We start from the raw sequence: 18,911 nt of genomic DNA, 5'->3' as shown, positions 1-18,911 counted from the left end.
TCCGCATCCCAGCCGAATTCCATGGAGACGGTCGTGCGCACCCTGGCTCGCGGCGCGCAGAAGGCGGAACTCCGCATCTTCTGCTGCGAAGGCGCTGACGACCACGGCGACCTGCCGGCCCACCGCCTGCCTAGCGACAGGAAGCGCATGGCGGCGCTTGAAAAGGCGCTGAGCGACTATCAGCCGGATGTGATCGAATTCCATCAGCAGCTCCGACAGGCCCTTCATATCGCCCGCCGGTTTCCTCGCGCCACGCGGGTTCTCTATCGGCACAATGCGCTGAAATCCCCACGCACTCCGCTTGATCGCTGGCGTTACGAGCGGCGCTTTCGCCAGTTGGACGGCCTGGTCTTCGTCAGCGAGGCCGGGCGGCGGGAATTCCTGCACGACTTTCCGCGCCAGGAGCCGAAGGCCTTCGCCGTTCCCAATCCGATCAGCGTCGATCTGTGGCGAGCGCCGGTCGAGAACCGCGAGCCGGTGATCGCCTTCGCCGGTCGCGCCATGCCGGAGAAGGGGGTGCACCTGATCTGCGCCGCCCTGCCCGCCGTGCTGGAGCGCCATCCGGACTGGCGCGCCGTGCTGATGCTCAACGACTGGGACAAGCACGCCGCCTGGGCCGCACCGCACGTCGCGCCGTTGGAGCGGTTCGGCGATCGCGTATCGGTGTTGAAGTCCGCGCCGCTGGGCGAGGTCCAGGCGGTGATGCAACGGGCGGCCATCGCCCTGACCCCTTCGGTCTGGGCCGAGCCCCTGGGCCTGACCGCGCTGGAGGCCCATGCGGCGGGGGCGGCCCTGATCTCGTCGGGACGCGGCGGCCTGCGCGAAGCCAGCGGCCCGCACGCCGTCTATGTCGACGACCTGACCGCCGAAGGACTGGCTGCGGCGATGGACGGCCTCATCGGCGATCCCGAACGACGCCTGGCGCTGGCCCGGGCCGCACAGACCTATGTCCTGCAGACCCACGCTCCCCAGCGTCGCGCGACGCAACTCCACGACCTGCGTGAACGGTTGCTCAGCGCCAGGCGTTTGGCGGGATAGCCTCGAAGCCCCCTTCATTTTGACATTATAGTCAATAAATATGGAGTCGACCTGAGAAGGAGCGCTCCATGACAGACGCCGCCGCCTCGACCTTCCGTCCCTGGACGCCGCCGCGCCGGACCGCGCGGATGAGCCTGCTGCCCTTCCTGTGGCAGAGCTGGCGCGACCCGCTGCAGATCTGGGGCGAGGCGCACTTCAGGGAGCTCTACATCAGCGGCCAGTCGCCGCTGGGACGGTCGCTGGTGGTCAGCGACCCGGCCGGCGTGCGTCATGTCCTGACCGACAACGCCGCCAACTATGTGAAGGGCGACCTGCAAAGACGGGTGCTGGGGCCCATGCTGGCGGACGGCCTGCTGCTGACCGAGGGCGAGCAGTGGCGGCGGCAACGCCGCATCATGGCGCCGCTCTTCACGCCCGCCTACACAGCCCGAACGGCGGAAATCATGGATGGGGTCTGCCGCCGCCGGGTCGAGGGCTGGCGCCTGCCGCACCACGGCGCGCGCGTGCTGAACATCGACAGCGAGATGAGCGGCCTGACCTTCGACATCCTGTCGGCGACCATGTTCTCCGACGACCTGGACGGCGACGCCGCCGGGTTTGAAAGGGCCTTGAACCAGTATCTGTCGGTCGGGGCGCGGATCAGTCCGCTCGATGCGCTGAAGGCGCCCGACTGGATCCCGCGTCTGGGCCGCGTGGCCTCAGGCGGGGCGGCGCGCTTCTTCGAGGAGCGGGTGGCGGCCCTGGTGGCGCGACGGCGCGCCCGCCTGACCCACGGCGACGCGCCCGACGACCTGCTGACCGCCCTGCTGAACGCCCGGGATGAGGAAGGCGACGGTTCGGGCCTGTCGGATCATGAGGTCGCCTCCAACATCCTGACCTTCATCCTGGCGGGACATGAGACGACGGCCAGGACCCTGGGCTGGACCCTGCACCTGATCAGCCGCGACCGCCGCGTGGCCGACATTCTGAAGGCCGAGGCGGACGGCTGGGACCGCAGTCCGGCGGGCGTGCGCGACCTGATCTGGCACCGTGCGGTGATCGAGGAGGCCATGCGTCTGTTTCCGCCCGCCCCCGCCATGATCCGGCAGGCGCTGGAGGACGACGAGATCGGCGGCCATGAGGTGAAGGCGGGTCAGAGCGTGCTGATCGCGCCCTGGGTCATCCATAGGCATGAGAAGTTGTGGGTCGAGCCCGACGCCTTCCGCCCCGAACGCTTCCTGCCCGAGAACCGCAAGTCGATCGATCGCTACGCCTGGCTGCCCTTCAGCGGCGGCCCGCGCATCTGCATCGGCGCCGCCTTCGCCATGCAGGAGGCGGTGATCGCCCTGGCCGAAATCCTGAAGGCCGCCGAGGTCGAGGCCATCACCCCGATCGAGCCCCGCCCCATCCATCAGGTCACCCTGCGCAGCCAGCGGACCCTGCGCCTGCGGCTCAGGGCGCGGAAGCGGGCCGCTGCGGCCTAGACCTGCGGGATCGCCTGGCTGAGACGCCCGCCGACGCGGATCGGCTCGACGCGCTTGGCCAGGCCGGTGCGGTCATCGGTCTCGACGAAGACGCCGCAGATGGTGGCAGGACCGCTGGCCGGGGTGTAGCGCCCGCCGGACAGACGGGTGGTGAAACGGCGCAGCGGCTCTTCCTTGTCGTTGCCGATGACGGAGTCGTAGTCGCAGCAGCCGCCTGCGTCGGTCTGATAGGCCGTGCCGTGCGGCAGGATCTGGGCGTCCGCCGTCGGGACGTGGGTGTGGGTGCCGACCACCAGGCTGGCCCGGCCGTCGCAGAAGTGGCCCATGCCCATCTTCTCGCTGGTCGCCTCGGCGTGCATGTCGACGATGACGGCGTCGGCGACGACGCCCAGGGGCGCGGCCTCCAGCTCGCGCTCGACCGCGCTGAAGGGGTCGTCCATCGGGTCCATGTGCACGCGGCCCAGCACGTTGATGACCAGCACTCGGCGCCCGTCCGGCGTGACGAAGACGTCGGCGCCGCGTCCCGGCGCATCCATCAGGCGCGGATAGTTGGCGGGCCGGATCAGGCGCGGCTCGCGCACGATATAGGTCAGGGCCTCGCGCTGGTCCCAGCTGTGGTTGCCCAGCGTCAGGACGTCGGCCCCGGCGTTGAAGATGTCGTTGGCCGTGTTCTCGGTGATGCCGAAGCCGCCCGCGGCGTTCTCTGCATTGACCACCACGAAATCGAGCCTGAGGTCGCGCCTCAGCCCCGGAAGGTGGTCCGAAAGTCCATCGCGCCCGGACTTGCCGACCACGTCACCGAAAAACGCCAATCTCATGGGATCGCTCTATAGCCGGTCTCGGTCAGAACGCCATGCAAACGGATGTCATGCGGCTCCAGATCCAGGCGTTCGACCGCCTGCCCGGCATAGGCGAAGCCGATGCGCCGGGCGTCGGGCAGCACCGCGAAGGTCCGGTCGTAGTAACCGCCGCCCTGCCCCAGCCGCCCGCCGTGAGCGTCGAAGGCCAGCAGGGGCGTCAGGATCAGGTCGGGCGTCACCACCTCGCCGAGAGGCAGGGGCGCGGGGCACCCGGCCGCGTCCAGCTCCAGCGGCTCGCCCGGCGCCCAGGCGCGGAAGATCATGGCCGCGTCGCGCTCCAGCACCACCGGCAGGCACAGACGACGCCCCGCCTGATGCAGGATATTGGCGAGAGCATCCGTATCCAGCTCCGATCCCATGGCGCGGTAGAGGGCGACGATCTCGCCGGGAGGAAGGGCGTCGGCATGGCCTGCGGCGCGCTCGGCCGCCTCGGGGTCGGCCTCGGCCAGACGCTTGCGAAGCGCGCGCATGGCGGCGCGAAGTTCGTGCTTGGGGGTCATCGCCGCTCGGCCCTTCGCCAAATTCCACCGTCATCCTCGGGCTTGACCCGAGGATCCAGCCCAACGGCGCGCTGAACGCCGACAAGCAGAGCGCGTCGCCCAACCCGATCCTCGGGTCAAGCCCGAGGATGACGGCGGAGGGAGGAACGGGAGAAGAACTGGGCTAACACGCTCAAACAGCGAGACGCGACGCGGCGAGCGATGGCACACAGAACGCGCTCAAGCAGCGAGCGACCGCGTCGCGAGCGTAGCGCACTAAAAAAGAAGGTTGGCGGCGCCGCGTGAGCCGTGAAGCGCGTTTAAATCCTCTCGACCTGGGTAGCCAGGTGGGCTCCGTATGCCCAGGCCCTCGAGCCCGGACAGGGACAGATCCCTATGAGTGAATTAAGGTCAGAAGGATATGTTGTCTTCGACGTGAGCCGCAGCAGGACCCGCCGCCGCACAAGATAGGCGTTCACGCGGGTTTCAACAATGGCGAACATCCCTCTCCCTCCCCTTTATGGGGAGGAGAAACCGCGCTCAGATCGTCTGTGTGATTTTCTCGATCCTTGCGGCCACGGCGTTCAGGGCTTCGGCCACGCCGTCGCTGGCGGAGGCCGGCGCAACGGCGGCCGCAGCCGTCGCCTTGGCCCGGCCCGAGTTCTGGACCGCCGCCTGACGTTTCGCCTCTCCAAGCTCGTCGGCCAGCATAAGGGCCGCCATCAGGAACAGGCGCACGTCCCCGACCTGGCCGACCTGATCGGCCACGCCCTGCACCCGCTCGTTGAACTGGGACGCCAGGTCGCGCACCCGCGCCTCCTGACCATCGGCGCAGCCCACCGCATAGGGGCGGCCGTGAACCTCTACCGTCACCGTCGCCATCAGTTCGCCTCCTCTCGCCCAGCGGCCTGCTGTGAGGCCGCCTGCTGTTGCGCCAGCACCTCGCGCACGGCGTCGGCCGCAAGGGCCAGGGCCTGGGCGGTTTCCTGGCCGACCTCTTCAAGCTCGGCGATGCGCGCCAGATCGGCCGCGTTCGAGGGACGTGGCGCGAACAGGTCGTCATCGGCGATCGGCGGCGCCGAGGCGGGCCTCGCCTTCAGCTCCAGCACCTTGCGCTCCAGATCGGCCAACGCTCGATCAATCCGCGCCTTTGCAGCCGTAACGGCGTCCATGGGGGTCCTTTCTTCCAGATTCCGTGTAGAACCTGCCGGCGCGCCGGGGTAAAGCGGCGCCGCCCCCGCTTTATCCTGTTCCTGAGGAAAGGTCTCGCCGTGACCGACGCCCAAGCCGCATTCGCCAAGCCTTCGCCCAAACAGATGGCCGACGCCATCCGGGTGCTGTCCATGGATGCGGTTGAAAAAGCCAAGAGCGGCCACCCCGGCATGCCGATGGGCATGGCCGACGTCGCCACCGTGCTGTACTCGAAATTCCTGAAGTTCGACGCCAGCCGTCCCGACTGGGCCGATCGCGACCGTTTTATCCTGTCGGCCGGTCACGGCTCGATGCTGATCTACAGCCTGCTGCACCTGACGGGCTACAAGGACGCGACCAAGGAGCAGCTGGAAAACTTCCGCCAGTGGGGCTTCAAGACCGCCGGCCACCCGGAGTACGGCCACATGGCCGGGATCGAGACGACGACCGGCCCGCTGGGTCAGGGCCTGGCCACCTCGGTCGGCTTCGCCCTGGCGGAGCGGCATCTGGCGGCGCGTTTCGGCAAGGATCTGGTCGATCACCGCACCTGGGTCGTCGCCGGGGACGGCTGCCTGATGGAAGGCGTGTCGCAGGAAGCCGTCGCCCTGGCGGGCCGCCTGAAGCTGAACAAGCTGTGCGTCCTGTGGGACGACAATGAGATCACCATCGACGGCAAGCTGTCGCTCTCGGACGCCACCGACCAGCTGGCGCGCTTCAAGGCCTCCGGCTGGGCGGTCAAGGCCATCGACGGCCACGACTACAAGCAGATCCAGAAGGCGCTGAACTGGGCGACCAAGCAGGACAAGCCGACCCTGATCGCCTGCAAGACCAAGATCGGCAAGGGCGCCGCCACCATGGAAGGCAGCCACAAGACCCACGGCGCCGCCCTGGGCGCCACCGAGATCGCGGCGACCCGCCAGGCGCTGAACTGGCCGTTCGAGCCGTTTGAACTGCCCGAAGGGATCAAGACCGCCTGGGCCAAGGTCGGCAAACAGGGCGCCAAGGCCTGCAAGGCGTGGGAAGCCCGCCTGCTGAACCACGACCACCGCGACGACTTCACCCGCGCCATGGCCGGCGACCTGCCCACCGGCGCCTTCGAGGCGCTGGACGCCAAGCTGAAGTCGCTGGTCGTCGACAAGCCTGCGCTGGCCACGCGCCAGTCCTCGGGCGAGGCGCTGGAGACGGTGTTCAACGCCATCCCCGAAATGGTCGGCGGCTCGGCCGACCTGACCGGCTCGAACAACACCTTCGTCAAGAACACCCAGATCATGGACGCGCCGGACTATGCCGGCCGTTACCTGAACTACGGCATCCGGGAGTTCGGCATGGCCGCGGCGATGAACGGTCTGGCGCTGCACGGCGGGGTCATCCCCTACGGCGGCACCTTCATGGCGTTCGCGGACTACAGCCGTCCGGCGATCCGTCTGGGCGCCCTGATGGGCGTGCGCGTGGTCCACGTTCTGACGCACGACAGCATCGGCCTGGGCGAAGACGGCCCGACGCACCAGCCGGTCGAGCATCTGGCGGCCCTGCGCGCCATCCCGAACCTGCTGACCATGCGCCCCGCCGATACGGTCGAGGCGCTGGAGTGCTGGCAGGTCGCCCTGCAGCACAAGACCACGCCGACCGCCCTGTGCCTGTCGCGCCAGAAGACTCCGGCCGTGCGCGTGACCGACGCGGGCGAAAATCTCTCTAGGAAGGGCGCCTATGAGCTGAAGGCCGCCAACGGCGAGGCGAAAGTCACCCTGTTCGGCACCGGCACCGAAGTCGCCTTGGCCCTGAAGGCCGCCGAGACGCTGGAGGCCGAAGGCGTGCCGACCCGCGTGGTCTCGGTCCCCTGCTTCGCCCTGTTCGAGCAGCAGCCCAAGGCCTATCAGAACGCCGTCATCGGCCGCGGCACCGTCCGCGTCGCCGTCGAGGCCGCGATCAAGCAGGGCTGGGAACGCTTCATCGGCGAGGACGGCGGCTTTGTCGGCATGTCGTCCTTCGGCGCCTCGGCCCCGGCCGAAGTCCTCTACCGCGAGTTCGGCATCACCGCCGAGGCCGTGGTCGAAGCCGCCAAGGCCCGACTGTAACCCTCATGCGCCGCCTCGCCCTCGTCCTGAGCCTCGGCTTGTCGATGGCGGGCGGCGCGACCGCCCTCGCCACACCGGCCGAGGACGCGCTCGCCGTCGCCGAGACGCCCATCGTCATCGGCCGGTCCTACGCCCTGCCCTCGGCCGTCATGGGTCAGACGCGCGAGATCAACGTCTGGCTGCCGCCCGGATATGCTGAAAGCGGCCAGACCTATCCGGTCCTCTATGTGCTGGACGGCGGCCAGGATCAGGACTTCCACCACATCTCGGGCATCGCCCAGTTGGGAACCATCGTCGGCGCGACCCGCGATGTGATCGTCGTCGGCGTCGCCTCGGTCGACCGCCGCAACGAACTGGCCCTGCCGACGGAAGACGCCGAACTGATCGCCCGCTATCCGACGCAGGGGCATTCCGACCGCTTCCGTCGCTTCATCGGCGAAGAGGTTCAGCCCTTCATCGAGAGCCGCCTGCGCACCAGCGGCGAGACGGCGCTGATGGGCGAGTCTCTCGCGGGCCTGTTCGTGGTCGAGACCTTCCTGAAAGAGCCGCAGATGTTCGACGCCTATGTCGCCGTCAGCCCCAGCCTGTGGTGGGACGGCGGCAGGCTGGCCCGGCAGTCCGGCGCCCATCTGCGCGACCACTCCAACGACCCGCGCACCCTGATCCTGACGCTGGGCGACGAGGGCGAGATGATGCAGGCGCCGATGGACGTGCTGACCGCCAATCTGCGCGACCACGCCCTGCCCGGCGTCAAATGGGACTTCACCCCGCGCCCGGCCGAAAGCCACGCCAGCATCTATCACGGCGCGGCGCTGGACGCCTTTCGTCGCCTCTATGCGGTTCCGGCCGAGCCGGGAACCTGAACGACTTTTCGGAGCCTGACGCCATGAAGATCGGCACGCCGCTTACCGACCACGCCACGCGCGTCATGCTGCTGGGCTCGGGCGAACTGGGCAAGGAGGTCGCGATCGAGCTGCAGCGCCTCGGCGCCGAGGTGATCGCGGTCGACCGCTACGCCAACGCTCCGGCCATGCAGGTGGCGCACCGCAGCCACGTCATCCCCATGACCGACGCCCAGGTGCTGAACGGCGTCATCCTGGCCGAGGCGCCGCACATCATCGTGCCCGAGATCGAGGCCATCGCTACCGACGTGCTGGCCGGCATCGAAGCGGCGGGTCTGGCCCGCGTCATCCCCACCGCGCGGGCGACGCAGCTGACCATGAACCGCGAGGGCATCCGCCGTCTGGCCGCCGAGGAACTGGGCCTGCCGACCAGTCCCTATGCCTTCGCCGCCTCGGCCGAGGAGCTGGCGGCGGGGGCGCAGGCCGTCGGCTTCCCCTGCTTCGTCAAGCCGGTGATGTCGTCCTCGGGCAAGGGCCAGTCCTATGTCGAGGGGCCGGAGGGCGTGGCCGACGCCTGGGCCTATGCCGAAGCCTCGGGCCGGGTCGCGGGCGGCGTCGTCATCGTCGAGGGGCGCATCGACTTCGACTATGAGATCACCCTGCTGACGGTGCGGTCGTTGCGCGATGGCGCGGTCCGCACGGACTTCTGCGCCCCTATCGGCCACCGCCAGCAGAAGGGCGACTATGTCGAAAGCTGGCAACCGCAGGCCATGAGCGAGGCGGCGTTGAAGGCGTCGCAGGCCATCGCGGCCAAGGTGACGGAGGCTCTGGGCGGTCTCGGCGTGTTCGGCGTCGAACTGTTCGTGAAGGGCGACGAGGTCTGGTTCTCGGAGGTGTCGCCGCGCCCGCACGACACGGGGCTGGTGACTCTGGCGACGCAGGTGATGAGTGAGTTCGCGCTTCACGCCCGCGCCATTCTGGGCCTGCCGGTGGACGTCACCCTGCGCGAACCGGGCGCCAGCGCCGTCATCTACGGCGGGATGGAGGCTGAAGGCGTCGTGTTCGAGGGCGTGGCCGAAGCTCTGTCGGTCCCGACCGCCGACCTGCGCCTGTTCGGCAAGCCCGAGGCCTTCGAGCGCCGCCGCATGGGCGTGGCTCTGGCCCGCGGCGCGGACACCGACGAGGCGCGGGCGCGCGCAGCCGAGGCGGCGAGCAAGGTGCGGGTGATTAAGCCCTGATCCTTCTCCCTCTCCCAATGGGAGAGGGCTTGAGCCCCCAAGAGCGCAGCGATTGGTTGGGCGAAAGGGTGAGGGTTCGCGGGTGAAGTCGGCCGAAGGCCGTAGCTGATCGTCGACGCGACGGCTTACGCCGACGCACAGGACAAGCCCCTCACCCTTTCGCGCAAAGAACGATCGCCTTCGGCTCTCGTGCGCTCAAGCCCTCTCCCGCCGGGAGAGGGTTGAGGCGCCGGTCATGCCCGCAGCCAAGCTTCTTCGACTTTTGTCGATTGGCGCCGGGCGCGATTAGGGTCCAAAAAAGGCGAAAGGTCGCACCCAGTCGACCCGGAGGACCGTTCGCCATGGGCAAGCTCAAGACGGCGCTGATATTCGGCGCCATCGCCATCCTGGGGGCCGTGTCCTTCGCCGTCATCGCCCTGCACCAAGGCGAAAGCATCAGCGCCGTCTGGATCGTGGTCGCGGCGCTGTGCGTCTACGCCATCGCCTACCGCTTCTACGCCCGCTACCTGGCCGGAAAGGTGCTGGGGCTGAACGCCCACAGGCCCACGCCGGCCGTCCGGCACAACGACGGGCTGGATTACGTCCCGACGCCCAGAAACGTTCTGTTCGGCCACCATTTCGCGGCCATTGCGGGCGCGGGGCCTCTGGTCGGGCCGGTGCTGGCGGCGCAGATGGGCTATCTGCCGGGCGTGCTGTGGATTCTGGTCGGCGCCGTGCTGGCGGGGGCGGTGCAGGACATGATCGTCCTGTTCATGTCGACCCGCCGTGACGGCCGGTCGCTGGGCGACATGGTCCGCACCGAAATGGGCCCGATCCCCGGCGTCATCGCCCAGGTCGGGGTGCTGATGATCATGGTCATCATCCTGGCCGTGCTGGCGCTGGTGGTGGTCAAGGCCCTGGCCGAAAGCCCATGGGGAACCTTCACCGTCGCCGCCACCATTCCCATCGCCATCTTCATGGGTCTGTACACCCGCTATCTGCGGCCCGGTCGCGTGGGCGAGGTGTCGGTCATCGGCGTGGTGCTGCTGGTCCTGGCCATCATCGGCGGCGGCCATATTGCGGCCGATCCGTTCTGGGGTCCGGCCTTCACCCTTTCGGGCACGACGCTGGCGCTGGCCATGATGGCCTACGGCTTCATCGCCTCGGTCATTCCGGTGTGGCTGCTGCTGGCCCCGCGCGATTATCTGTCCACCTTCCTGAAGATCGGCGCCATCGTCGCCCTGGCCATCGGCATATTGATCGTGCGGCCGCACGTGCAGATGCCCGCCATCACCCCCTTCATCGACGGCAGCGGCCCGGTCTTCTCGGGCGCCCTGTTCCCCTTCCTGTTCATCACCATCGCCTGCGGAGCCGTGTCAGGCTTCCACGCCCTGATCTCGTCCGGCACCACGCCCAAGCTGTTGGAGAACGAGAACCAGATCCCGCTGATCGGCTATGGCGCCATGCTGTGCGAAAGCTTCGTGGCCATCATGGCCCTGATCGCCGCCACCGTGCTGGACCCGGCCGTCTATTTCGCCATGAACAGCCCGGTCGCCGTGATCGGCGACAACGCCGCATCCGCCGCCGCCGCCGTGGCCCAGTGGGGCTTCCACATTACTCCGGCCGAGCTGGAGCAGTTGGCCAAGGACGTCGGCGAACACTCCATCCTGTCGCGCGCGGGCGGCGCCCCGACCCTGGCCGTCGGCATGGCCCACATTCTGTCGGGCGTCATCGGCGGCAAGGCCATGATGGCCTTCTGGTATCACTTCGCCATCCTGTTCGAGGCCCTGTTCATCCTGACCACCGTCGATGCGGGCACCCGCGTCTGCCGTTTCATGATCCAGGACCTGCTGGGCATGGCCGTGCCGAAGATGCGCCAGACGCAATCCTGGACCGGCAACGTCGTGGCCACGGCCCTGACGGTCGGGCTGTGGGGCTATTTCCTCTATACCGGCGTGGTCGATCCGCTGGGCGGGATCAACAGCCTGTGGCCCCTGTTCGGCATCGCCAACCAGATGCTGGCGGCGGTCGCCCTGATCCTGGGCACGGTCGTCCTGTTCAAGATGAAGCGGCAGAGGTTCGCCTGGGCCACGGCGGTTCCGGCGGTCTGGCTGCTGATCTGCACGGTCACGGCGGGGCTGCAGAAACTGTTCCACCCCGACGTGAAGATCGGCTTCCTCGCCCATGCCCGCAAATATCAGGACGCCATGGCCGCCGGAGACATCCTGGCTCCGGCCAAGACCATCGGCGACATGCACCGCGTCATCGTCAACGACTACGTCAACTCGGCGCTGACGGCGGGCTTCCTGTTCGTGGTGCTGACGGTCGTGGTCTATGGCGTCGGCGCCTGCCTCAAGGCGCTGAAGTCCGATCGCCCGACCGTGGTCGAGACCCCGGCCGAGCATGAGCTGACCCTGGCCGACGAAGCCATGGACATCGCCCGTGCCTAGGCCCTCTTCATCCTGGGCGACAACCGGGGGCGCGGACCTGCTCTGCGCCTGTCGCGACACTCTGGTGCGGTGGGGCAAGGACGCCCGCCGCACCGCCGGGCTGATGATCGGCCAGCCCGACTATGACGCCTATGTCGCCCATGCGAAGGCGACCCACCCGGATCAGGAACCGCTGGACCGCACCGCCTTCTTCCGCCTGCATGAGGCGCGGCGGTTTGGCGAAGGGGGCGGCTTCCGCTGCTGCTGAAGGGCTGGGCCGCGCTCGGACGGTTACAGGCGATCATACCTTGTTACGGGCCTTGTTACGGCGACGGGGTTGCAACCGCGCGCGCTCCGTCCCACTAAGGCGCCAATCATAAATAACCCTTGGTTCAGGAGACCTCCCCCCATGACCGTTCGCGTCGCCATCAACGGCTTCGGCCGCATCGGCCGCCTCGTCCTTCGCTCCATCGTCGAGCACGGCCGCAAGGACATTGAGGTCGTGGCGATCAACGACCTGGGTCCGGTCGAGACCAACGCCCACCTGTTCCGCTATGACTCGGTGCACGGCCGCTTCCCCGGCACGGTCACGACGGGCGAAGACTGGATCGACGTCGGCACCGGCAAGATCAAGGTCACGGCCGAGCGCGACCCGGCCAACCTGCCGCACGCCGAGCTGAAGGTGGACATCGCCCTGGAATGCACGGGCATCTTCACCTCCAAGGACAAGGCCTCGGCTCACCTGAAGGCGGGCGCCAAGCGCGTGCTGGTCTCGGCCCCGGCCGACGGCGCCGACAAGACCATCGTCTTCAAGGTCAACCATGAGACCCTGACGGCCGACGACATCGTCGTGTCCAACGGCTCGTGCACGACCAACGCCCTGGCCCCGGTGGCCAAGGTGCTGCACGACCTGTTCGGCATCGAGCGCGGCTACATGACCACCATCCACGCCTACACCGGCGACCAGCCGACGCTGGATACGATGCACAAGGATCTGTACCGCGGCCGCGCCGCCGCCCTCAGCATGATCCCGACCTCGACCGGCGCCGCCAAGGCTCTGGGCCTGGTCCTGCCCGAACTGAAGGGCAAGCTGGACGGCTCGTCGATCCGCGTCCCGACCCCGAACGTCTCGGTCGTGGACCTGAAGGTCGTCGCCGGTCGCGAAGTCACCGTCGAGGAAATCAACGCCGCCCTGCTGGCCGCCGCGAACGGCCCGATGAGCGGCGTCCTGGCCACGACCACCGATCCGCTGGTGTCGATCGACCTGAACCACGTGGCCGCCTCGTCGACCGCCGCCCTGCCCCAGACGCAGGTCGTCGACGGCAAACTGGCCCGCGTCCTGACCTGGTACGACAACGAGTGGGGCTTCGCGACCCGCATGTCGGACACCGCCCTCGAGATGGCGAAGTTCCTCTGATCCGGTCTCGCGCCTGACAGACTGCTGACCTATGAGGGGCTCTCGCCGAACGGCTGAGAGCCCCTTGTTTCAAGACGACGGGCCCGCCGCCCCAGATTAAAGACGGATCACCGATGACCTTCCGCACCCTCGACGACGTTTCCGACCTTTCGGGCAAGGCCGCCCTGGTCCGCGTGGATTTCAACGTGCCGATGGAGGACGGAAACGTCACCGACGATACCCGCCTGACGGCCGCCCTGCCGACCATCCACCGCCTGCGCGAAGCGGGCGCCAAGGTGGTGCTGCTGGCCCACTTCGACCGTCCCAAGGGCGAGCGCGTGCCGTCGATGAGCCTGAAGCCCGTCGTTCAACCGCTGGAGCTGCTGCTGCACGGCCCCGTGCGCTTCGCCGACGACTGCGTGGGCGATGAGGCCCAGGCCGCCGTGGCCGATCTGGACGCGGGCGGCGTGCTGCTGCTGGAGAACGTCCGCTTCCACAAGGGCGAGGAAAAGAACGACCCGGCCTTCGCCCAGCAGCTGGCTGAGCTGGGCGACCTCTACGTCAACGACGCCTTCTCGGCCGCACACCGCGCCCACGCCTCGACGGAAGGGCTGGCCCGCCTGCTGCCCGCCTATGCGGGTTGCGCCATGGCGCGCGAGCTTGAGGCGCTGGATGCGGCGCTCGGCAAGCCGCAGAAGCCGGTCATCGGCATCGTCGGCGGCGCCAAGGTCTCGACCAAACTCGACCTGCTGAAGAACCTGGTCGCCAAGCTGGACTATCTGGCCATCGGCGGCGGCATGGCCAACACCTTCCTGTTCGCCCAGGGCGTCGATGTCGGCGGTTCGCTGTGCGAGAAGGATCTGGCCGACACCGCCCGCGAGATCATCGAGGAAGCCCGCCGTCAGGGCTGCGAACTGCTGCTACCGGTCGATGTGGTGGTGGCCAAGGGCGTCAAGCCGGGCATCGAATCGGGCGTGCGCGCCCTGGACCGCATCGCCGCCGACGACCTGATCCTGGACGCCGGGCCGGAAACCGTCGCCCGCCTGAACCGCGCCATGGACCTGTCGAAGACCCTGATCTGGAACGGCCCGCTGGGCGTGTTCGAGGTCCCGCCCTTCGACAAGGCCACGGTCGAAGCCGCCAAGCACGCCGCTGAACTGGCCAAGGCCGGCAAGCTGGTCGCCGTGGCCGGCGGCGGCGACACCGTCGCGGCCCTGAACCACGCGGGCACGGCCGACGACATGACCTTCGTCTCCACCGCGGGCGGCGCCTTCCTTGAATGGATGGAGGGCAAGGTTCTGCCGGGCGTCGAGGCCCTGCGCGCCGCTTAAGCGACAACCATCAAGGCGAGGGCTGTTCGCGGCCCTCGCCCCTGATGTCGAAAGCTTTAGTCTTCGCCGTCCATATCGACGGCGCGCGCGACCAGATCGCGCCACGTCGGATCGGTGTCGTCCACCAGATCGACGTCGTCCAGCAGGGCCACCGCCCCGCCGCCGTCCGGCAGGATCAAGCCCAGCACTTCCATCAGATCGCCGTCGGGCCCGACGTGGGCCTCGGCTTGAACGATGACCGCCGCCTGCTCGCCGTCATCTTCCCACCAGATGACCGGCTGAGGCAGTTCCATGTCGATGACGCGCGCCTCTTCCGTATCGCCCAGGGCGAAGACGGCCTTGCCCGCCTGAACGTCATCCAGCGTCGCCACAGTGCCGGCGAAGGGCGTCAGCCGCGACCAGTCGTCGACGTCGAAACCGCCGCCGTCCTCGTCCAGCGCATCATCATTCTGGCCCATAGCCGCTCCCTGGTCTGACGCTGTTCACGCGTCGGAACCCCATAGGGCTTCAGCGCACAAAGTCCACTACGCCGCGGCGCTGTAACCCGGCGTGACTTCCCCCGCCCGAACGGCTAAGAGGTCGGGCAAAATCATAACCGGTTCAGGAGACTATCCATGGCGCGCATCACGCTGCGACAACTGCTCGACCACGCGGCGGAGCACGACTACGGCCTGCCCGCCTACAACATCAACAACATGGAGCAGGGCCTGGCCATCATGGAGGCCGCCGACGCCGTCAACGCGCCGGTCATCATCCAAGCCTCGCGCGGGGCCCGCTCCTACGCCAACGACATCGTCCTGGCCCGGCTGATCGACGCCCTGGTCGAACTGTATCCGCACATCCCGGTCTGCATGCACCAGGACCACGGCAACGGCCCCGCCACCTGCGCCACCGCCATCCAGTACGGCTTCACCTCGGTGATGATGGACGGCTCGCTGGAAGAAGACGCCAAGACGCCCGCCTCCTACGACTACAACGTCGACGTCACCCGCCGCGTCACCGAGATGGCCCACAGCTGCGGCGTCTCGGTCGAGGGCGAACTGGGCGTGCTGGGCAGCCTCGAGACCGGCATGGGCGAGGCCGAAGACGGCCACGGCTTTGAAGGCAAGCTGGACCACTCGGCCCTGCTGACCGACCCGGATCAGGCCGTCGACTTCGTCAAGGCCACCAAGGTCGACGCCCTGGCCATCGCCATGGGCACCTCGCACGGCGCCTACAAGTTCACGCGTCAGCCGGACGGCGAAGTCCTGGCCATGAACGTGATCGAGGAAATCCACCGCCGCCTGCCCAACACCCACCTGGTGATGCACGGATCAAGCTCGGTGCCGCAGGACCTGCAGGACATCATCAACCAGTATGGCGGCCAGATGCCCCAGACCTGGGGCGTGCCGGTCGAGGAAATCCAGCGCGGCATCAAGAACGGCGTGCGCAAGGTCAACATCGACACCGACAACCGCATGGCCATGACCGGCGCCATCCGCAAGGTGCTGGCCGAGAAGCCGGGCGAGTTCGACCCGCGCGCCTATCTGAAGCCCGCCAAGGAAGCCATGCGCAAGCTGTGCATCGAGCGCTATCAGGCCTTCGGTTGCGAAGGCCAGGCCTCGAAGATCAAGCCCCTGTCCACCGCCCAGATGGCCAAGCGTTACGCTTCGGGCGAACTGGACCCGCGCATCGGCTGATCGCCGGTCGCGTCCTGATCGGACGGAAACGCCCGCCTCCAGTCGATGGAGGCGGGCGTTTTCATCTTCACCAGACGCCGTAGCGGCCGCCGATCGCGCCGCGCACCGCCCGCGCCTCGATCTCGGCGTAGTGAAGCGCCTCCTCGGCCTGACGCGCATCCCGGCGGGCGTCGCGGATTTCCTCGCGCACCTCGCGGATACGGTCGCGGATGCGACGACGTTCCTCATCGGTCAGCCCTTCCTGACGCAGTTCGCGCTGTTTGGCTTCCAGCTTGTCCTCGCGATTGTCGATACGGCTGATCGCCGAGTTCAATGCGCTCTCCGCCGAGCTCACCGCCTGCTCGACCGCATGGATGCGTCGTCCGTCCTCATAGGCGGGCAGGAAGTCGCGCTCCTCGGCCGGGGCGCAGACTCCCCCATAGCTGTTCCCTTCACGACCCTGCCGGAAGCCGTTCTCCCACGTGCAATAGGTCCGCAACCCGTCCTCTCGCGAGGCCAGATAGGCGCTCATGTTCGGCGCCACCCCGTATTTGGCGCAGGCCTTGGCGTGATCGTCCAGGCGGCTGACCTGGCGTCCGGCCGCGCCGTCGCGCCAGCCCTGACCGCCCCAATCGCCGACAAGGCACTGATCCTCGTTCATGGTGGCGCAGCCCGACAGCAGGACCACGCCCGATACAGCGACAACAGCGGCGATCAGCGACTTCATCTTCGGCCCCTCCAGGGCGTATTTCGTGCGTTCAAGGACCGATGACGCCTCTCTGCGCAAGCCATGCTATTTCGCCCTATGGCCGATGAACCCTTGCTGACGGAAGACGACGAAACGCTTGAAGAGGCGCCCCGCGACGCCGTCGAGGTGATGCAGGCGCGCATCGACGCCTCCGGCGTGCGCCTGGACAAGGCGCTGGCGGAGGCCTTCCCCGCCTTGTCGCGCGCCCGGCTCCAGGCCCTGCTGGCCGACGGCGCCGTGACCCGCGACGGGCAGGTCGTCTCCAGCGGCTCGGCCAAGGCCCGACCCGGCCTCTACGCCGTCGCCCTGCCGCCCGTCGCGCCGGCGACGCCGCAACCCGAATCCCTTCCGCTGACGGTTCTGTTCGAGGACGCCGACCTGATCGTCATCGACAAGACGCCCGGCATGGCCGCCCACCCGGCGCCCGGCTGCGAGACCGGCACCCTGGTCAACGCGCTTCTGGCGCATTGCGGCGACAGCCTGTCCGGCATCGGCGGCGTCGCCCGCCCCGGCATCGTCCACCGCCTCGACAAGGACACCTCGGGCGTCATGGTCGCCGCCAAGTCCGACCGCGCTCACGTCGGCCTGTCCGCCCTGTTCGCCGCCCACGACATCGAACGCACCTATGTGGCTCTCACGCGCGGAGCCCCCACGCCCGAGAAGGGCCGCATCCAGACCCAGATCGGCCGCTCCAGCGGCGACCGCAAGAAGATGGCCGTGCTGCGTTCCGGCGGACGCGAGGCGATCACCGACTATGTGGTCCAGCAGACCTTCGGCCGCCCGGCCAAGGCTTCGAACGCCCCCCTGGCCGCCCGCGTCGCCTGCACTCTACACACCGGCCGCACCCACCAGATCCGCGTCCACATGGCGTCCAGAGGCGCGCCCCTGCTCGGCGATCCCGTCTACGGCTCGGGCAGCCCCTCCGCCCCGGTCCGCGCGGCCGTCGAGGCGGCCGGGCTGAAACGCCAGGCCCTGCACGCCGCCGTCCTCGGCTTCGTCCATCCTGTGACCGGTCAGGCGCTACGCTTCGAAACCGCTCCGCCCGAGGACATGCAACGCCTGGAAGCCCTTCTGGCCGACCTCTGAGGCGGCCCCGGAGCGGGCCGCTTTATTCGCAACAACATCTGTGCTAGATAGATGACCGACGACGACGGACCGTCGCCGCCGAATTGGGACAATCCGCCCCTTCCGCTTCGGGCAACGGATTCCCATCTTGTCAGTTGAGGGGCGAGGTGAAGATGCACGTCATGTGGTCGGAACCGTAGCGCCAGCTCATGCAGCCGGAGGGACCATATGGCCAACAATACGCTGACGGTGATGTCGCCCGAACAGGGACTGTCCCGTTATCTTACGGAAATCCGTAAGTTTCCCATGCTGACCAAGGACGAGGAGTTCATGCTCGCCAAGCGGTGGAGCGAACACCAGGACACCGAGGCCGCCCACCGACTCGTGACCTCTCACCTGCGCCTCGTGGCCAAGATCGCCATGGGTTATCGCGGCTACGGCCTGCCGATCGGCGAGGTGATCTCGGAAGGCAACGTCGGCCTGATGCAGGCCGTCAAGAAATTCGACCCTGACAAGGGCTTCCGCCTGGCGACCTACGCCATGTGGTGGATTCGCGCGTCCATTCAGGAATACATCCTGCGCTCCTGGTCGCTCGTGAAGATGGGCACCACGGCGGCGCAGAAGAAGCTGTTCTTCAACCTGCGCAAGGCCAAGAGCCAGATCTCGGCCTTCGAGGAAGGCGATCTGCACCCCGACCACGTCTCGCACATCGCCACCAAGCTGGGCGTGACCGAGCAGGACGTCATCGACATGAACCGCCGTCTCGGCGGCGACGCCTCGCTGAACGCTCCGTTGCGCGCCGACGGCGAAAGCGAGTGGCAGGACTGGCTGGCCGACGACAACGCCGTCAGCCAGGAGACCGAACTGGCCGAGAGCGAGGAAAAGTCGATCCGCATGGGCCTGCTGCAAGAGGCCATGGAAGAGCTGACCGACCGTGAGAAGCACATCCTGACCGAACGCCGGCTCAAGGACGACCCGGTCACGCTCGAGGAACTGGCCGGTCAGTACGGCGTCAGCCGCGAGCGCGTCCGCCAGATCGAGGTCCGCGCCTTCGAAAAGCTGCAGAAGGCCATGCGCGCTGCGGCTGAGGAACGGAACCTGGTCGACGCCTGACGTCGA

The 18,911-nt window shown here is 68.0% G+C and carries 18 protein-coding genes and 1 other RNA gene; 12 read left to right on the top strand and 7 right to left on the bottom strand.

What is annotated here, in order from left to right; genetic code table 11:
• Nucleotides 1–33: 33 nt before the first annotated feature.
• Together ACWIDZ_RS10430 and ACWIDZ_RS10425 are read left to right on the top strand one after the other, a co-directional pair.
• Nucleotides 34–1,038 carry a glycosyltransferase family 4 protein gene (locus tag ACWIDZ_RS10430; protein WP_346487282.1) on the top strand — a complete coding sequence of 335 codons (1,005 nt, stop codon included), beginning with the start codon at nucleotides 34–36 and terminating at the stop codon, nucleotides 1,036–1,038.
• Between the two features lie 68 nt (nucleotides 1,039–1,106).
• On the top strand, nucleotides 1,107–2,501 hold the full coding sequence (locus ACWIDZ_RS10425; RefSeq protein ID WP_343830924.1) for a cytochrome P450: 1,395 nt from the start codon (nucleotides 1,107–1,109) through the stop codon (nucleotides 2,499–2,501).
• On the opposite strand, the gene ACWIDZ_RS10420 is transcribed toward ACWIDZ_RS10425, so the two are convergent.
• From ACWIDZ_RS10420 to ACWIDZ_RS10400, 5 genes are all read right to left on the bottom strand, one after another.
• Nucleotides 2,498–3,319, bottom strand: a complete 822-nt coding sequence (locus ACWIDZ_RS10420; protein ID WP_125901736.1) for a TIGR00282 family metallophosphoesterase — start codon at nucleotides 3,317–3,319, stop codon at nucleotides 2,498–2,500. The two genes, ACWIDZ_RS10425 and ACWIDZ_RS10420, sit on opposite strands and share 4 nt — an antisense overlap.
• Nucleotides 3,316–3,861: a 5-formyltetrahydrofolate cyclo-ligase gene (locus ACWIDZ_RS10415; RefSeq protein ID WP_453989571.1), complete on the bottom strand. Its 546-nt coding sequence runs from the start codon at nucleotides 3,859–3,861 to the stop codon at nucleotides 3,316–3,318. Before ACWIDZ_RS10415 ends, ACWIDZ_RS10420 begins: the two co-directional genes overlap by 4 nt.
• Nucleotides 3,862–4,131: 270 nt before the next feature.
• Nucleotides 4,132–4,292: non-coding RNA, 6S RNA (gene ssrS, locus ACWIDZ_RS10410), on the bottom strand.
• An 88-nt stretch (nucleotides 4,293–4,380) separates the two neighbouring features.
• Complete coding sequence (locus ACWIDZ_RS10405; protein ID WP_291778013.1) at nucleotides 4,381–4,722, bottom strand: cell division protein ZapA; 342 nt, start codon at nucleotides 4,720–4,722, stop codon at nucleotides 4,381–4,383.
• The gene (locus ACWIDZ_RS10400) at nucleotides 4,722–5,012 is read right to left on the bottom strand and encodes a hypothetical protein (protein WP_312218016.1); all 291 of its coding nucleotides are present in this window, start codon (nucleotides 5,010–5,012) and stop codon (nucleotides 4,722–4,724) included. The genes ACWIDZ_RS10405 and ACWIDZ_RS10400 overlap by 1 nt, the downstream gene beginning before the upstream one ends.
• Nucleotides 5,013–5,156: 144 nt before the next feature.
• Here ACWIDZ_RS10400 and tkt point away from each other — a divergent pair, with 144 nt between their 5' ends.
• The 7 genes from tkt (at nucleotide 5,157) to ACWIDZ_RS10365 (ending at nucleotide 14,321) form a co-directional block, all read left to right on the top strand.
• The gene (gene tkt / locus ACWIDZ_RS10395) at nucleotides 5,157–7,106 is read left to right on the top strand and encodes a transketolase (RefSeq protein ID WP_453989647.1); all 1,950 of its coding nucleotides are present in this window, start codon (nucleotides 5,157–5,159) and stop codon (nucleotides 7,104–7,106) included.
• 5 nt (nucleotides 7,107–7,111) lie between these two features.
• The gene (locus tag ACWIDZ_RS10390) at nucleotides 7,112–7,969 is read left to right on the top strand and encodes an alpha/beta hydrolase (RefSeq protein ID WP_453989570.1); all 858 of its coding nucleotides are present in this window, start codon (nucleotides 7,112–7,114) and stop codon (nucleotides 7,967–7,969) included.
• A gap of 23 nt (nucleotides 7,970–7,992) precedes the next feature.
• Entirely contained in the window at nucleotides 7,993–9,186 is a 1,194-nt protein-coding gene (purT, locus tag ACWIDZ_RS10385) for a formate-dependent phosphoribosylglycinamide formyltransferase (protein WP_453989569.1), read from the top strand.
• Nucleotides 9,187–9,527: 341 nt separating this feature from the next.
• Nucleotides 9,528–11,615, top strand: a complete 2,088-nt coding sequence (locus ACWIDZ_RS10380) for a carbon starvation CstA family protein (RefSeq protein WP_453989568.1) — start codon at nucleotides 9,528–9,530, stop codon at nucleotides 11,613–11,615.
• Nucleotides 11,608–11,862, top strand: a complete 255-nt coding sequence (locus ACWIDZ_RS10375) for a YbdD/YjiX family protein (protein ID WP_453989567.1) — start codon at nucleotides 11,608–11,610, stop codon at nucleotides 11,860–11,862. The genes ACWIDZ_RS10380 and ACWIDZ_RS10375 overlap by 8 nt, the downstream gene beginning before the upstream one ends.
• A gap of 141 nt (nucleotides 11,863–12,003) precedes the next feature.
• Entirely contained in the window at nucleotides 12,004–13,011 is a 1,008-nt protein-coding gene (gene gap, locus ACWIDZ_RS10370) for a type I glyceraldehyde-3-phosphate dehydrogenase (protein WP_343830912.1), read from the top strand.
• A gap of 113 nt (nucleotides 13,012–13,124) precedes the next feature.
• Nucleotides 13,125–14,321 carry a phosphoglycerate kinase gene (locus tag ACWIDZ_RS10365; protein WP_453989566.1) on the top strand — a complete coding sequence of 399 codons (1,197 nt, stop codon included), beginning with the start codon at nucleotides 13,125–13,127 and terminating at the stop codon, nucleotides 14,319–14,321.
• A gap of 56 nt (nucleotides 14,322–14,377) precedes the next feature.
• On the opposite strand, the gene ACWIDZ_RS10360 is transcribed toward ACWIDZ_RS10365, so the two are convergent.
• Nucleotides 14,378–14,779: a hypothetical protein gene (locus ACWIDZ_RS10360; RefSeq protein ID WP_346487271.1), complete on the bottom strand. Its 402-nt coding sequence runs from the start codon at nucleotides 14,777–14,779 to the stop codon at nucleotides 14,378–14,380.
• Nucleotides 14,780–14,935: 156 nt separating this feature from the next.
• Here ACWIDZ_RS10360 and fba point away from each other — a divergent pair, with 156 nt between their 5' ends.
• Complete coding sequence (gene fba / locus ACWIDZ_RS10355) at nucleotides 14,936–16,000, top strand: class II fructose-bisphosphate aldolase (RefSeq protein ID WP_291777996.1); 1,065 nt, start codon at nucleotides 14,936–14,938, stop codon at nucleotides 15,998–16,000.
• Between the two features lie 67 nt (nucleotides 16,001–16,067).
• On the opposite strand, the gene ACWIDZ_RS10350 is transcribed toward fba, so the two are convergent.
• Nucleotides 16,068–16,706 (bottom strand): DUF2799 domain-containing protein, encoded by a 639-nt coding sequence (locus tag ACWIDZ_RS10350; protein ID WP_453989565.1) that lies wholly within the window; start codon nucleotides 16,704–16,706, stop codon nucleotides 16,068–16,070.
• Between the two features lie 78 nt (nucleotides 16,707–16,784).
• On the opposite strand from ACWIDZ_RS10350, the gene ACWIDZ_RS10345 reads away from it, so the two are divergent.
• Both ACWIDZ_RS10345 and rpoH read left to right on the top strand, forming a co-directional pair.
• Nucleotides 16,785–17,813, top strand: a complete 1,029-nt coding sequence (locus tag ACWIDZ_RS10345) for an RluA family pseudouridine synthase (RefSeq protein WP_453989646.1) — start codon at nucleotides 16,785–16,787, stop codon at nucleotides 17,811–17,813.
• A gap of 207 nt (nucleotides 17,814–18,020) precedes the next feature.
• A complete protein-coding gene (gene rpoH / locus ACWIDZ_RS10340; protein WP_291777990.1) occupies nucleotides 18,021–18,905 on the top strand; it encodes an RNA polymerase sigma factor RpoH in 885 nt (294 codons plus the stop codon).
• Nucleotides 18,906–18,911: the final 6 nt, after the last annotated feature.

Source organism: Brevundimonas sp. NPDC055311, assembly GCF_053645695.1.
This window is presented reverse-complemented; position numbering and strand designations above follow the sequence as displayed.

Excerpts from the sequence above, each read along its gene's own strand:
- ACWIDZ_RS10425 (WP_343830924.1), top strand. The coding sequence starts at position 1,107 with ATGACAGACGCCGCCGCCTCGACCTTCCGTCCCTGGACGCCGCCGCGC.
- ACWIDZ_RS10420 (WP_125901736.1), bottom strand. The coding sequence starts at position 3,319 with ATGAGATTGGCGTTTTTCGGTGACGTGGTCGGCAAGTCCGGGCGCGAT.
- ACWIDZ_RS10415 (WP_453989571.1), bottom strand. The coding sequence starts at position 3,861 with ATGACCCCCAAGCACGAACTTCGCGCCGCCATGCGCGCGCTTCGCAAG.
- ACWIDZ_RS10405 (WP_291778013.1), bottom strand. The coding sequence starts at position 4,722 with ATGGCGACGGTGACGGTAGAGGTTCACGGCCGCCCCTATGCGGTGGGC.
- ACWIDZ_RS10400 (WP_312218016.1), bottom strand. The coding sequence starts at position 5,012 with ATGGACGCCGTTACGGCTGCAAAGGCGCGGATTGATCGAGCGTTGGCC.
- tkt (WP_453989647.1), top strand. The coding sequence starts at position 5,157 with ATGGCCGACGCCATCCGGGTGCTGTCCATGGATGCGGTTGAAAAAGCC.
- ACWIDZ_RS10390 (WP_453989570.1), top strand. The coding sequence starts at position 7,112 with ATGCGCCGCCTCGCCCTCGTCCTGAGCCTCGGCTTGTCGATGGCGGGC.
- purT (WP_453989569.1), top strand. The coding sequence starts at position 7,993 with ATGAAGATCGGCACGCCGCTTACCGACCACGCCACGCGCGTCATGCTG.
- ACWIDZ_RS10380 (WP_453989568.1), top strand. The coding sequence starts at position 9,528 with ATGGGCAAGCTCAAGACGGCGCTGATATTCGGCGCCATCGCCATCCTG.
- gap (WP_343830912.1), top strand. The coding sequence starts at position 12,004 with ATGACCGTTCGCGTCGCCATCAACGGCTTCGGCCGCATCGGCCGCCTC.
- ACWIDZ_RS10365 (WP_453989566.1), top strand. The coding sequence starts at position 13,125 with ATGACCTTCCGCACCCTCGACGACGTTTCCGACCTTTCGGGCAAGGCC.
- ACWIDZ_RS10360 (WP_346487271.1), bottom strand. The coding sequence starts at position 14,779 with ATGGGCCAGAATGATGATGCGCTGGACGAGGACGGCGGCGGTTTCGAC.
- fba (WP_291777996.1), top strand. The coding sequence starts at position 14,936 with ATGGCGCGCATCACGCTGCGACAACTGCTCGACCACGCGGCGGAGCAC.
- ACWIDZ_RS10350 (WP_453989565.1), bottom strand. The coding sequence starts at position 16,706 with ATGAAGTCGCTGATCGCCGCTGTTGTCGCTGTATCGGGCGTGGTCCTG.
- ACWIDZ_RS10345 (WP_453989646.1), top strand. The coding sequence starts at position 16,785 with ATGGCCGATGAACCCTTGCTGACGGAAGACGACGAAACGCTTGAAGAG.
- rpoH (WP_291777990.1), top strand. The coding sequence starts at position 18,021 with ATGGCCAACAATACGCTGACGGTGATGTCGCCCGAACAGGGACTGTCC.